16 protein-coding genes are annotated in these 14675 nt (G+C 28.9%); 2 read left to right on the top strand and 14 right to left on the bottom strand.

The features are described from left to right. Positions 1–32: 32 nt before the first annotated feature. Both OREMA_RS16990 and OREMA_RS0101810 read right to left on the bottom strand, forming a co-directional pair. Positions 33–1010, bottom strand: a complete 978-nt coding sequence (locus OREMA_RS16990) for a M23 family metallopeptidase (protein ID WP_018247580.1) — start codon at positions 1008–1010, stop codon at positions 33–35. Between the two features lie 343 nt (positions 1011–1353). Further along, positions 1354–2565 (bottom strand): PD40 domain-containing protein, encoded by a 1212-nt coding sequence (locus tag OREMA_RS0101810; RefSeq protein WP_018247581.1) that lies wholly within the window; start codon positions 2563–2565, stop codon positions 1354–1356. 130 nt (positions 2566–2695) lie between these two features. Here OREMA_RS0101810 and OREMA_RS0101815 point away from each other — a divergent pair, with 130 nt between their 5' ends. Next, positions 2696–3175: a hypothetical protein gene (locus OREMA_RS0101815; RefSeq protein ID WP_018247582.1), complete on the top strand. Its 480-nt coding sequence runs from the start codon at positions 2696–2698 to the stop codon at positions 3173–3175. 165 nt (positions 3176–3340) lie between these two features. Here the strand turns inward: OREMA_RS0101815 and OREMA_RS0101820 are convergent, their stop codons facing one another. The 8 genes from OREMA_RS0101820 to OREMA_RS0101855 all read right to left on the bottom strand — a co-directional run bounded on the left by OREMA_RS0101820 (position 3341) and on the right by OREMA_RS0101855 (position 11303). After that, positions 3341–4000 (bottom strand): NUDIX hydrolase, encoded by a 660-nt coding sequence (locus OREMA_RS0101820; protein WP_018247583.1) that lies wholly within the window; start codon positions 3998–4000, stop codon positions 3341–3343. A gap of 199 nt (positions 4001–4199) precedes the next feature. Next, complete coding sequence (locus OREMA_RS0101825) at positions 4200–5330, bottom strand: M48 family metalloprotease (protein ID WP_018247584.1); 1131 nt, start codon at positions 5328–5330, stop codon at positions 4200–4202. Between the two features lie 107 nt (positions 5331–5437). Further along, a complete protein-coding gene (locus OREMA_RS0101830; RefSeq protein WP_018247585.1) occupies positions 5438–5896 on the bottom strand; it encodes a phosphatidylglycerophosphatase A family protein in 459 nt (152 codons plus the stop codon). Then, positions 5874–6410 (bottom strand): CDP-diacylglycerol--glycerol-3-phosphate 3-phosphatidyltransferase, encoded by a 537-nt coding sequence (pgsA, locus tag OREMA_RS0101835; protein WP_018247586.1) that lies wholly within the window; start codon positions 6408–6410, stop codon positions 5874–5876. The genes OREMA_RS0101830 and pgsA overlap by 23 nt, the downstream gene beginning before the upstream one ends. Then, positions 6410–7735 (bottom strand): 30S ribosomal protein S12 methylthiotransferase RimO, encoded by a 1326-nt coding sequence (rimO, locus tag OREMA_RS0101840; RefSeq protein ID WP_018247587.1) that lies wholly within the window; start codon positions 7733–7735, stop codon positions 6410–6412. Before rimO ends, pgsA begins: the two co-directional genes overlap by 1 nt. A 252-nt stretch (positions 7736–7987) precedes the next feature. Beyond that, complete coding sequence (locus OREMA_RS19290; protein WP_018247588.1) at positions 7988–8110, bottom strand: hypothetical protein; 123 nt, start codon at positions 8108–8110, stop codon at positions 7988–7990. Continuing rightward, on the bottom strand, positions 8103–10403 hold the full coding sequence (locus OREMA_RS18135; RefSeq protein ID WP_018247589.1) for an alpha-amylase family glycosyl hydrolase: 2301 nt from the start codon (positions 10401–10403) through the stop codon (positions 8103–8105). The genes OREMA_RS19290 and OREMA_RS18135 overlap by 8 nt, the downstream gene beginning before the upstream one ends. A gap of 201 nt (positions 10404–10604) precedes the next feature. Further along, positions 10605–11303, bottom strand: coding sequence for a hypothetical protein (locus OREMA_RS0101855; protein ID WP_018247590.1), 699 nt, complete (start codon positions 11301–11303; stop codon positions 10605–10607). Between the two features lie 225 nt (positions 11304–11528). Between OREMA_RS0101855 and OREMA_RS19015 the strand changes: the two genes are divergently transcribed. Continuing rightward, a complete protein-coding gene (locus OREMA_RS19015) occupies positions 11529–11702 on the top strand; it encodes a hypothetical protein (protein WP_018247591.1) in 174 nt (57 codons plus the stop codon). A 28-nt stretch (positions 11703–11730) separates the two neighbouring features. Here the strand turns inward: OREMA_RS19015 and OREMA_RS0101865 are convergent, their stop codons facing one another. The 4 genes from OREMA_RS0101865 to OREMA_RS0101880 form a co-directional block, all read right to left on the bottom strand. Beyond that, positions 11731–12177, bottom strand: a complete 447-nt coding sequence (locus tag OREMA_RS0101865; protein WP_018247592.1) for a hypothetical protein — start codon at positions 12175–12177, stop codon at positions 11731–11733. Between the two features lie 118 nt (positions 12178–12295). Further along, complete coding sequence (locus OREMA_RS0101870) at positions 12296–13420, bottom strand: LysM peptidoglycan-binding domain-containing protein (protein ID WP_018247593.1); 1125 nt, start codon at positions 13418–13420, stop codon at positions 12296–12298. 138 nt (positions 13421–13558) lie between these two features. Then, positions 13559–13858 (bottom strand): DUF2103 domain-containing protein, encoded by a 300-nt coding sequence (locus OREMA_RS0101875; RefSeq protein WP_018247594.1) that lies wholly within the window; start codon positions 13856–13858, stop codon positions 13559–13561. Between the two features lie 544 nt (positions 13859–14402). Then, positions 14403–14597, bottom strand: a complete 195-nt coding sequence (locus tag OREMA_RS0101880) for a DUF350 domain-containing protein (protein WP_018247595.1) — start codon at positions 14595–14597, stop codon at positions 14403–14405. Positions 14598–14675 lie beyond the last annotated feature (78 nt).

Below are 14675 nucleotides of genomic sequence, written 5' to 3' on the forward strand. Positions count from 1 at the left end.
TTAATATCAGTACTTCTATAGAATTTAAATTATTACTTAGCTCTTCTATATCCACATTTTATACTATACTGCCAATACTTAGTGTTATTTTCAGGCCTAAGTAAGATAGCATAAATCTCTGAGTTAGCAGGAACCTTAGTTAAATAAGGTAATCCTTGACTACTACTAACATTAATAGCTTTAGATAAATCAAGCTCTATTTCCATATCATATGGATAGGCATTTCTAATATAAACTATAACTGTATCATCAAGTTCTTCTCGTCTTATAGTCAAAGTATAATCTGTATCGATCTTTTTAAGATAATTTTCTAAGTCATAATCTGTTATCTCTTCACCTAAGTGAACCTCAAACCTTTCACGATTATAGTGAGTAGAGTAATAATAATTACCTTCTTTAACTCTTACTATTTGACCATCATAGTTCAGAAAACTAGTAGGAATAGTTCTTAGCCCCATATAAACAGGCTCTAATATCTCTAAATGAAGGTGAGGACCTTGAGACCATCCTGTATTTCCACTATAAGCAATTATATCTCCTGCTTCTATCTTATCCCCTATTTCTACTAATACTCCATTATATTTAAGATGTGCATAATCAGCAAAAGTACCATCTTTTTGATAAATAGTAATATAATTAGCATCATCTAAATATTCATCATAAGGGCCACCTAGATTAGAATCTTCTCGCAACTCAACAACTACACCATCACCTATAGCCGTAACCTCTGTCCCCTCATCTAAATCAAAATCAATCGCATATTTGCCTTGATGGCTATAATCTCCATTATATCCTTGAGTTACTTTCTGCTTAGTACCATGTTTATATGGAAATAAATAATAATTATTTAAATAAACTCTGTCTGGGTCTCCTTTTATAACTTCATATTGATATTTAAAAGCATAGCGTTTATTAGCTTCTCCTTTTATAGAGAATAAATATTCTTCTCTTCTTTGGGCTGCTATTACTGTATAATAAGGAAAGTTAACCGCTGAAGTTATATTTTTCAATTTTAAAAAGGAAATCCTTAGCTGATAAGGAGCATAACTATTGTTACTAGCATAAAAATCAACCTTATTCCCATCTTTTTTATAATAAACCTTAATTGCTTTATTATTAGTTGCAAAGACTAATTGAGTAATGCTAATAATTAACAGGATTATTAGTAAAAAGAGGCATATCTTCTTAGAAAAATTTATGTTGCTAATTCTAACACCTCCCTTTGATTCAGCTAAAAAATTATATTATATAATTAATTATAATAATATTATTATATATTTTTTTAATTTATATCTTAGATGATAAAAAACTATTACAAGACTTTATATTCTTACGTACCCAAAATAAAATTCTTTAATTTTTGGGGGACCAAGTAGAGAATACTACATTAAATCCTCCATTAATTAATCTATAAACTTGATTTCCATGATAATCAAAAACATATAATTCATTGTTAGCAAATAAGCCAGGCTTAACTTCACAAAGAACCTTATTGCTATTAGGTCCCCAGCCAACTATAGACGATAAATTACTAACAGGAACTTTTATATAGCCTTTTTGGCCAGAAATCTTAATATGTACATAACTACCATCTTGATGAGCAAACTTTAAACCATCTGGAGACCATTTAGGAAGTGACCCTTTTATTCTTTGAGGATTAGCATTCTTCTTAGCAGCAACTATATATCTTCTATAATAAGTTTTAGTATTTTGGTCAGTTATATGAGCTTCAGGATTTGTTACTTTTTCATATTTGACAGAAAATAAAATTGCTTTACCTGCCGGATCTAATGAAATATTACTGATATGATCTTCTTTAACTACCAGAATGTTATTCTTTCCACTACTGTCCATTATATAGATTCCTTCTTTTGCCCCAAATATTTGGAATAAGTGTTTCTTATAAATATAAGCAATCTTGCTTCCATCAGCTGACCATTGAGCTTGTATATATTTTCCTTTCGAATCAGTTAACTTCTTCTTTTCTTTCTTTTCTGAATCGATAATATATAAACCGTCTTCATCATCCCCCTTTAAATAAGCTAATATCTGAGATCTATTAGGAGAAAAAGAGATATAATCGGCTTGAATATCTTTATCAGTCAAAATTCTTCTATTGTTTCCATCAACATCGATTATTGTCAGTAAATCATCTTCTCCTTTTCTCGATAAGAATATAATTTTATTACTATCAGCTGACCAGTCTATATTATTAAGAGAATTATGACTAAGATCATCAGCCAAGATATGAGCATTACTCCCATCACTATTAACTACCCATAGCTTATATTTCTTTTGTATAAAATCACCTTTATGACTAGAAAGATAAAGAAGCTTAGTTCCATCAGGTGACCATTGTGGTGAAAATTCTGGAAATGGATTATCAGTTAATTTAATCAACCCTGTTCCATCATCATTAATCACCCAAATATCTTTATTATGATTTATTACTGACACAAAAGCAACCTGATCCTCACCTTTAAAACTGCTGTTATTTGCTAAAGCTCCTAAAGATATAGTAATTATTAAAGTTAAACAAAAAAATATTCTCATTATTATCTTCATGTTTTTCCTCCCAATAAAATATATTATTATTCTATAATTCAATAAAATATCGGATTTATCCTTTTTTTTGCAGGAATAACTAAAATATCATTGAATAATAAAGTTAAACCATAAAAATGGAGGGAAAATGATGAAAAAAATTATATTAATCACAATATTACTAACATTCATGATAGGAACTAATACTTTAGCCTTTGAGATGGTCGAAGAAGAAGAAAGTAAGGCATATAGTGGTGGTATCGAATTAGGTATAGCAGTGAATGATGAAAGCAGTACCTATATTGGCTTAGTTGGAAACTACGATTTCAACAATAAAATTAGCCTACAAGGAATATTAGGACAAGTAACAAAAGAAGGAGAGGACTCTTCAGATGATGAAACAGAGCTTTTAACATTAGTCAAAGGGCTATATCGCTTCACTAGTGACCTTGACTCTAGCATGTACCTTTTTAGTGGATTAGGAAATATAGATGATGACATAAGTTTGAGTGCTGGTTTGGGATTAGAAAAAACAAATGAGTATTTTACATTTCTAAAAAACAAATACGAAATAGGATACACTACTAATGGCTCTATACTATTAAGCTATAATATAAATGTTAGTTTTTAAATTTAACTAATGTATATTATAAAATGCCCTATAAGATAGATACTAAAAAGTATTTTCTTATAGGGTTTTGTATAGTAAAACTCTTTAAATAACTTTTTAAAATTAATTCTATAACTAATAATTATTCCCTTTAGTAAAAATATATTATAGATCTATTATAACTTCTTAATCAATAAGATTAACCACTTCTCTTATCAATTCAGCTGTTATCCCCCAAATAATTCCTTCTGAAGTATCATATAAATAGAGTTTATGCTTCCGCCCACCCCAAGGTTTTCTATACCTTTCAGGTAGACCTAGTTCTTCAGCAGGGAATAATTTTATTTCTTCTCCCGCTTGATTTATATAACTTGGTTGAACCTCTAATCTAACTTGATATTCTTCTGCTATCTTATCTCTAAAGTAAGCAATTGGGACAGTAAAGACTTTCTCTACCTCTGCAAGGTTTATATTTAATTGCTCTAAATCATCTACTTTAAAAATTCCAATAAAAGAGTCAACTGTAGCCCCCATAGTTGCCACAAGAGTATCTAATTGCCCTATAATTTCAATCTTTTCTTTCTCTACCCCCAACTCTTCAACGCTTTCTCTAATAGCAGTCTCCTCATAGCTATTATCTATACCCGGTTCATATCTCCCCCCTGGAAAACAGATCTCTCCTCCCTGTCTAATATCAGCAGCTCTTTTCTGAAATAAGAAATGATACTCTCCGTCGATATAAATTAATAAGATTAAAACTGCAGAATTAAAATATCTATCTTTACCTTGTATACCTGGAAATTTTGGCAATTTCTTTTTTATATTTTTTAATAATTGATCTTCCATAATCTACCCCCTAACAACTATAATTTCTATTAATATAATCTATTTTAGTAGTTAAATGATAATGGGTATAAAGTGACACTTTTAGGTGCTAGGGGTTAGTAAGTTCTTTCTAACTCCTACCTCCTAACGCCTAATTCCTAAACTGTCGAAATCTCTATCTATTATGCTATCTTTTCTACTAAAGCAAAAGTAAAATTATCTATTTATTCTTCTCATCCCATTCTAATGCTTTCTCTATCCTCTGACCTATTGGTGGATGAGATGCCTTAAATAATAGTTTATACCAACCAAACTTTAAATTACTCAAACTTTCATCAGCCAATTTTGCCATAGCTGTAGCAAAATTTCTAGGGTTAGCTATCAATTCAAAAGCAAATTCATCTGCTTGCTCTTCAGATTTTCTACTAATATAAAGTGGAATTGGACTTATCAACCAACTAATTCCTCCCCAAATTATAATCAATAATGGCAAAGACACAATACTATAAGAAGCTTCATATTCCTTCCATTCTACAAAAATAGGAAATAACTTTGAGACAAAAACAGAAGTAAATACTAAAGTAAAAAATTGTATTAGCAGTTGTTTAAAAATATCTTTATGGGCATGGTGACCAATCTCATGGGCCATAATTGCTTCAATCTCTTCTTCGCTATATTTATCGATTAAATTATCACCTAAAATAATCTTTCTAGTCTTACCTAGCCCCATTACAGCAGCATTAGCAGAATTAACTTTAGAGCTTAAATTAAATTCATAGATATCAGCTACTCTTACTTTAGCTTTTTTAAACAGATTTTCTAACCTTTCTCTTAATAAATTATCAGGATAAGGAGTTAGCTTAAAGAATATAGGAAATAAAATTACTGGAAAGATAAAATTTATTATGAGAATAAATAACATAGCTATAATAGAAAAAGCTAACCACCATAAAGAACCATAACTCATTTCAAAAGTTAAAATCAATCTAGATATTATGTATATAAATATAATCACTAAAAAAGACATCTTGACTTTATCTATTAGCCATTCCTTAGCTTCTTGATTTGATAGTCTATATTCTCTAGCTAATTTATAACTAAGAAAATAGTCTAGACTCCAAGCAAAAATAGCATATATTAGATATAATCCTATAATAAAACTGATTAATTTCAAATCAAAATTTCTAGTCCAATTAGTTAATAATTCATAAAACTTAATTTCTAAATTAAGTTTTAAAAATATCAAAATTAATATAATTTTAGAAATCAAATAATAAATATTCCTTAGATCTTTCTGATAATTATATTTTTTAGCTAAGCTTCGTCTATCAGCCTTATATAAGCTCTCCATTTCATCACTCCTTTCCTAATATATTACTCTAAAATCTATTATTATCCTTCTAAGTCAAAGCTTTAAATTATAGAAAAAGAGTACAGCAAGTTAACGCTGTACTCTCCTTAAGCAAATACTAGAACGATTCTAATTAGTATATTAGCTATCAATCCAGCCAATATATCATCTAACATAATACCTACTCCACCATGAAACTCCTGTAAATTACGAATTGGTGGAGGTTTTAAAATATCGAAAACTCTAAATAGAACAAATGCCGGAATTAACATCCCTGCTGATAAACCATACATTGCTACTAATAATCCTGCAAACTCATCAACAACAATCTGCGGTGCATCCTTTTCATCATAGATATTCTCAGCATGATGTGATAGATATGTTCCGGCAAGAGTAACAATAAAAATCAAAGGAAAATATACTCTTCCCATCCCAAGCTTAAAACTAATCCATAATAATATCATTCCTAAAAAAGTTCCGACTGTACCGGGAGCATAAGGGCTTAAACCACTATAAAAACCAGTAGCTAAAAATTTAATCACCTTATCTCTGTTCCAACCTCTCATCACTGATCAGCTCCTTAGATTTTAATAGATAATCTATTCCTGAAATAAGAGTTAATATAACAGCAATCCATAATAGAACTTGAGAGAAAGGCAAGCCAAGAATTAGAGCAATAATAGCAAATATCTGTGCATTAGTTTTATATTTCCCCAAATTGCTTGCTGCAATTACTATTCCTTCTGCTGCTGCTAAAACTCTAAGACCAGTAACAGCAAATTCACGAGCAATAATAATTATTGCCGGCCATGCACTAATAATTTGCATATCAACCAAAGCAATTAAAGCTGCTGAAATTAATAATTTATCAGCCAATGGATCTATAAACTTTCCTAATTTAGTTACCAATCCTTCTTTTCTAGCAATATATCCATCTAAAGCATCAGTAATAGCTGCTAAAATAAAAACTCCTAAAGCTAAATACCTTCCAGCAGTCCCTAAAGACTCTATTAATAAAAAAGCCATAAAAATAGGTACTAACCCAATTCTAAGTAAAGTTAACTTATTCGGTAAATTCATTAAATTTCCACTCCCACCAAATCATACTCATAAGCATCAGTTACTTTAACCTTGATCATATCTCCTATCTTTGCAGAGCTACCTTCAATGTAAATTACTCCATCAACATCTGGTGCATCACGCCTTGTTCTACCAACCATAATCTTTGGATCTTCTGATTGAACTTCTTCTACTAAAACTTCAATTTCTTTAGCAATCCACGATTGATTCCGCTCATAGGAAATATCTTGTTGCAAATTCATTACCCTTTCAAATCTTTCCTGTTTTCTCTCCTCTGGAATTTGACAGTCCATCTTAGCAGCAGGAGTTCCTTCTTCTTGAGAATAAGTAAACGCACCTAAACGATCAAATTGAGCTTCTTTTATAAAGCTTAGTAGATTATCAAACTGCTCTTCTGTCTCTCCAGGAAATCCTACAATTAAAGATGTTCTTAAAGTAATATCAGGAATTCTGTCTCTTAATTTCTTAATTGTTGCTAAAACATCTTCTTGGCTTCCACCACGATTCATCTTTCTTCTAATCTCATCATCGGCATGCTGTACTGGTAAATCTAGATAATTACAAATTCTATCCTCTGTAGCAATTATCTCAATTAAGTCCTCACTTAAATGGCTAGGATAAGCATACAATAACCTAAACCACTTTATACCATCAATTTTTAGTAACTCTTTTAGTAATTCTACTAACTTAGACTCACCATAAAGATCAATCCCATATTGTGTAATATCTTGGGCAATAATATTAATCTCTTTAACACCTTGTTCAGATAGCTTTTTAACTTCTTTAACTATATTTTCTATTGACCTACTCTTAAGGTCACCTCTTAGTTGAGGGATAATACAATAAGAACAGAAATTATTACATCCCTCTGCTATCTTAACATAAGCTGTATGTTGTGGGGTTAAATTATTTCTTGGTAAATCTCTATCATAATCAAATTCAGGATCTACAACTTCTACCCTTTTCTTACCACCAAAAGCATCATCAATAATTTCTACAATTTTATCAAAATTACCTGTCCCCACAATGGCATCTACTTCAGATATTTCATCTTCTAACTCTTTACTATATCTCTGAGATAAACATCCTGTTACTATTAAAAGTTTACAATTGCCATCTTTCTTATACTTAGACAATTCTAAAATACTTTCAATTGATTCTTCCTTAGCATCAGATATAAAACCACAAGTATTAACAATCAATACTTCAGCTTCAGAATAACTCTTAATTATCTCATGTCCAGCATCTTTGATCAATCCTAACATAATCTCTGAATCAACTTGATTCTTAGCACAGCCCAAACTTAGTAATCCTATTGTACTCATTATAAATGTCACTCCTTCTGAATTTACTACTACCTAATACATCCATTAAACTAATATTATAATCACTAGTAATTTTCTTAATCTATTCTATTGCCATTTTTATATAACTTTTGAATTATGGGATCTAGTAATAAAAACAACCTTAATATAAAATTTAAAAACCTTAGTTACAACATATTAAGAGAGCAAATTAATTTGCTCTCTTAATATCTACAACTATTATATACTATTTAATTATTTACTTCAAAAAATTTAATCAATTTTAATTAATTCATAGTCTCTGCTTCCTAAACCAATATTTTCTCCATGAACTAATTGTGCTGTCCAATCAACATTAGGATAAATTACTCTAAAATATTTAAATACACTAATCATGAACTACTAAGATTTTCCCTTCTAAGGGATTTAAAGTTATGTTTACTTTACTATCTCTAATCATATACTCTTGATCATTCAATAAATCTACTAATTGATCTTCTTGAGATAGATTTTGTCCACTTAGGTCAACCTCTATATCTGACTTATTGTCCTGATTATTTATTATAACTAGTACTTCTTGATCTAAATTCTTTTTGATATAAACCCAAATTCCATTATTATCATCAACAATTATATCTATTCGTTCTTTACTTCTTAATGCCCCATATTCTTTTCTGAATTGGCATAACTTTTGATAGAAATGGTATAAGTCTTTATCTTGCTCTTCTCCCCATAGCATAAAATCCCTAGAATAATCAAAGATAATTCCACCAGTATTATCATCACGACAATCATTATGTTGGGATACTCCTACTTCAGTACCATAATAAATAAATTGAGTTCCTGCTAAAGTAAATTGGCAAAGAGCAGCTAATTTTAATTTTCTCTTGTCTCCCTCAGCTTCCCACAAAAATCTAGTCATATCATGATTATCTAAAAATCTACCTAAAATAAATTCATCTGGATAAACATCTATCAAATAATCTACATCATCTCTAAAATCTGAGATAGTTTTACTACTATGAATAAATAACTCTCTAAAAGACCAAACCAAAGAAAAATCAAAACATCCATCTAATTCTCCAGCAAATTCTCGAGTAATACCCGGTCCTTCCCATACTTCTCCAAAAATATAAATATCTGATTTAAATTCTTTTAATCCCATTCTAAACTCAGTCCAAAAATCATGGGATAGTCCATAAGCATAATCCATTCTTAAGCCATCAACCTTATAATTTTTTACCCAATATAAGGCTTGCTGATAAATTGTATAATCTCTAGCAGACGGATAATCATTATTAATATGTGGCAACTCTTTTACTCCACAAAAATCTTCATATTCATCAGGCCAATTAACGAAATTAAACCAATTGTAATATTCACTTTCTTTATCTTGTTGCGCTTCTAAAAAGAATGGATGATCTTTAGAACAATGATTAGGAACAAAATCTAAGATAACTTTAATATCTAAACTATGAGCTTGATCTATCAGTTCTTTTAACAATTTATTATCTCCAAAATGCTTATCTACCTTTAAAAAATTAGTAATATGATAGCCATGATACGCCATACCTTCATAAAATGGAGAAAGCCAAATAGCAGTGGCACCCAAATTCTTAATATAATCTAAGCTATCAATAATTCCTTGCAAATCACCACCTTGATAATCTGTAGCAGTATATCCTAAATCATAATTGTTGCTTGGATCTCCATCACAAAATCGATCAATAAATATTTGATAAACTATTGCTTCTTTAGCCCATTGAGGGGTTTGGTAATCTTGGACCAAATACGAGAAGCTCCCTTTTTGAGAATCAACCTTATCTTCAACAAAATATGATCTATCATTCTTAGTATCATAGCCCTCAATTATGTATCTTACCCTAGTCCCCTTTTCCTGGGCAGGGAGTTTAGCCTCCCACCAATCTATCAATCTATCTTCTTGAGGATCTGCCTCTGTATACTTCCTCTTCAGCTCTAATTTATTCCCATTAACTACTTCTCCTTTCTCTCCTTTAGGAAAAGTATTATCAACTGTATAATATAGATATAATCTATCAATTAACTTCCTTTTACTGCTAACTCTAATAGAAACCTGATCGTTATCTGTAGGTAGGTTAGGAGAATAATTATAGTTATGAAACAAATCAGTATTAAAAGATGTTTTCTCACCTGGATTATAAAAGGATCTCATATTGACATGATGATAGGGACTCTTTCTATAAATTTCATCCCATAATGATACTGAAGAAAACACCTTATCTAAAGCTCTATCTTTTAAAGTATTGGAAATCTCCTCTTCTTTTAAATACTCTGTGATTTTATCTTTTGAAGGTATACCTCCTATTATCTGCTCACTATAGGTACTATAAACCTCTGTCTTTAAACCATTGCTCATCACAAATAATGGTGCAACTGGATTTAATAAACGAGCATAAGATATTACTTGTTCTTTATTATGCTCAGTTAGCTCTTCTGTCCCAGCCCTAACTGATATTACCATAGCAGGTTTATTATCTATCATTATTAATAGATCAGTATTAACATATATCTTTCGCCTTCCCTTTTCTACTAAAAGCTTAGCATCAAAAGTTATCTCTTCTTCCTTATAACCTAATTTATATAACTTAGGTAAGATATATTTATCCCTAACTAAATTCCTATACTTTGCTTTGGTGAATTTATCCATATTAATTCAACTCCTTATTCTCTTATATCCTCTGTAATAAATTAAATATCCCTTCTTACTTTCTCATAAATAAAGAACCCCGGTTAATTATTAAGCGCTTAATAATTAACCGGGGTTCTTTATAAAAAGATTGCCCTCAAATTTTAATATTATATTTTGATTATATATTATTTATTTCTTACTGTCAATTTAGAAGAATAATCAATTACAACTTTGATAATCATCAAACTTAGAATTATAATAGATAAATTCATCTTGTGGCGAATTAGCAATTTGCTCCTTTCCAAGCCCATTAAAACTTTTTAATGATAAAGCAGTAATTTTTATTTTGGGTAATTGATCAACCTTAATTAATGGAATAGTCACATAATCATTTGGCTGAATTGTTTTGGCAATAATTGTTGTAATTCTTCTACTAATATTTAACTCTTCGTCTAAACCAAATATATCTATTACATACTCTAACTTAATATGTGATATTAACCTTCTTCCAGAATTAAATAATCGAATAGCTAAAAAATTAGAATCATAATCTAATTCCAAATTATTATTAAAATCTTCTTTACCCCTTAAAACATTATCGTTTTCTACAAACTTTATTTCTTTACTTCTTTCTTGCTTTCCATTAAAAAGATCATTATTATCTATAGTTATGAACATAAATTTTATATCTTCTTCATACTCTTTCTCAAAAGAGTATTTCATAAATTCTAGAGTTTTCTGACTAGAATAAGCATACTGCCAAGTTACATAAGCTAATAATAATGAAGTAGACAGTTGTATTATTTCATCATAACTCTGTAATATCTTAATAACTCTATCTAAATCTCCTCCTAATATTGCAAAAAGAAAAAGAGAGAAAATAATCACAATTACTACTTTAAGAATAGTCTTAATCATTTTCACCCCTAAAACTAATTATTATTTAGAATTTATTCTAAGTATAAATATTATTTCCAAATTATATAAAAGATTAATCTCAATTTTATTATCTCTTTTTTTAAAATTAATATTCTAATTAATATTAACTACTATTAGCTATTTTTACTAACATTATTAACCTAACTTTAACAAATACTATAAATAAGCTTAAATTAATGCCTAATATTAAGGAGGATAACATATATGCTAGATTACACAAGTTTAAATGGACTAAAACAAATAGTAACCGATCTAGAAAAAATCCAAACTAGAGAAGTAGACAATGTTAGGTATATCAAAGAAGATGAGCTTGACGGAGTAATAAATCTCTTACAGGCAATTATTAATACAAAAGAATTTAATAAAAAAATAAGATAGCCTCTCATCTAAAAACAGGCTACCTAACTTAATAATAAAAACTAATTAAAACAAGAGCATTAAAAGCATACGCAAACTCAAATAATCCTAAATAAAATTTTAATTTTTGCTGTTTATGATATTCTTTCTTCTTAAATTTAATTCTATTCTCAAAATCATTTATAGAATTGATACTAATCTTTTTACTTAATTTAATTATTGTAAATAAGATTAACAAATAACTAAAAACATCTATTATTGTATAAGAAAAAATAAGTAAATTAGCAATATAGTACAATAATAATAATGAATAAAAAACTGTATGACTGAACTTCATTACTATAAAAGGATTTTTTCGCTGGCTTATTAAATTTAACTGGAATTTAATCTGCTTGTATTCTTCTATGTAATGCTCAAAACTTTTTTGGTTATCCTTTAATTTAACAATAATAACTAGTATATAGATTATCGACAATAGTCCTATATATTGCTTCACCATACCACTCCTCAAGCTAAACTCCGAGGAACTTAGCTCCTCGGAGTTTCCATTAATCAATTCTTAATTTAAATTTAATAAAATACTGGAACTCAATATTTTCTAAAGTTAATATTAATTAATAATCTAATGGGTCTTTAGTTGGATCATAATCTCCATCTTTAACCCCTGGATTATTAGTCTTATTTTCTGTTTGATCTTTTACCTTTTGTAGTTCTTTTATTAACTGATTATATTTATTCTTAATTTCTTCAATTTCTTTATCCTGTAATCTGATTTGTTCAGTTTGCATCTTAATTTTGTCTCTGTATTCCTTAATTTCAACTTCACTAATCAAATCTTTATAATTAATATCAGACATATCACCATTAGTTAACTGATAAGCCTTTACTACTAATCTACTAATATCATCTTTACGCTTAATATTAGCTTGATAGGATATATTAGATGTATAATAAAAATATGCTGGATAATTAATCGTTGAATAATTCCTCTTTGGCATATAAATCCTTTCATTAGGATAAATCATATCCGGATTTTCTATATGACTATTTAATTTCAATAATAAACTCAATGGAACCTCATACTTCTTAGATAAATAGTATAAATTATCTCCCTCTTCAGCCTTAACTACAAACAGATTATTAAAAGATTGAGCTTCTAAAGTTAACTGTAGATAATCTTTAACCTTCTCAGCTAAAATGCCATTCTCTAATATCTCCAGCTTTGCTTCCGATAATAAACTTCCTGACTTAATTTGATTGATCCACTCTGGATTATAATCCCAAGAATTATTATTCTTTATATCTATATTGATTTCTAATGGTGGTAAATTAGCAACCAAATAATTAGCTAGTCCAATTAGAGTATCTACTTTTCTTTTAGCATCTAATTGATAATTATCTATCTTAAGTGCAAATTCTTCTCTTCTATCTTTTTCTTTAAAAGGAATTTCATTTGCCCCAATTGAAAAAATATTTTTCAATTCCATATTCTTATCAATTTCGGCAGCCAATAAAATTGTTTTTAAGTAAATAGATTTAGCCAAATAATCAGAATAAGATAAATCATTTAGAACAATTTCATCAAAGTAATGATCGGCTTCTGACCAATCTTGATTTTCAAAGGAAATAACACCTTGTTTATAAATTTCAAAAGGCAGGTCCTTGGCTAACACCTGGAAATTAATAATAAGTATAAGAACTAATAAAACAGACATGACTATAGATTTATTTGTCTTCACTAAACAAAACCTCCTTAACCTTCTAAATCATCATTAAAATAATTGTTATTATACTACTTCTACATTTTTAGATTATTTCCTTCAAAATAAATAGGGTATTACTGATTATTAGAAATTAATTCAGCAATACCATAATAATTATTTGACAAATTTTTTCTCCTTAATTAACTTCATTGCTTTATCCGTCTCATCTGTCACCACAAAAACTTCCTGGATTGACGAACTATTTTTAGCTAATATCTTTATTCCACTGGGAGTAGGATATTTTAATTTCAAATGAGGAGGAATTCCACTTCCACCTCTTCGGTTAATTCTTCCAGGAATTATGCTCTTAATTATATCTAATTCTGCCAATTCCTTTAACAAAGGCAGAATATCTTCTATAATAGTATGCTCTTGTTTAACCTTATCTGATCTATATTTATTATCTTTACTCATCTTTACCTCCCTTCTACAAATTGAGCAATTATATTAATATTATATAATAAAATACTTATTTCTCCAAATAAGATTACATTTGAAGTAATAAATATCTTTTGGAGTTAGATGATAGGTATTAGGTATTAGGAAAAAATAAATACCACCCCGAAAAATTTCATTACAATAAACCACTACAAAACAGCACAATTCTTAAATTATTTGATTATATAGATGAACATAAGAATTGATAATTTTTTGTAGGAGGTGGTCGCGACCATCCCCTACGCATATCATTCCTAAAATATATATTAATTTTTCATTTTGAATTAGACTTTAATAATTGTAATTGCAATTGCAGCAAAATATGAATAGGACTTAACTTCTAAATCTTATCAATCAATTATTGTCCATTTGAGCCAGTTTAATAATTAAGAGTTAGGTGATAGGTTATAGGTAAACTCTAACTCCCAGCCCCTATCACCTATTACCTAAAAATCTTTATCCCCATAAAACAAAACTTCACAAAAAAGAAAAAAAGCGTTCTTAAGAACGCTTTTTTCTACTAAATAATAGATGCAGCTACTACAATAGCCACAGCAACAAAGATTCCAGATACAACTATTCCAGCTGCTGTATTACCTTTTTGAATTTCATCATCTAATTTAAATGGAGTAGCAACATCAAAAAGTTTATAACCAATTAAACATAAAGCAATTCCAATAATTGAGTAAATAACTGTAGATAAGATAGGATTCAATTTCTTACCTCCTTTCTAATATAATAACTAAGATAAAAATTACTGCTTAATTAATAGTCTCTTAATACAGATATAATA

Source organism: Orenia marismortui DSM 5156, assembly GCF_000379025.1.
Taxonomy (GTDB): domain Bacteria; phylum Bacillota; class Halanaerobiia; order Halobacteroidales; family Halobacteroidaceae; genus Orenia; species Orenia marismortui.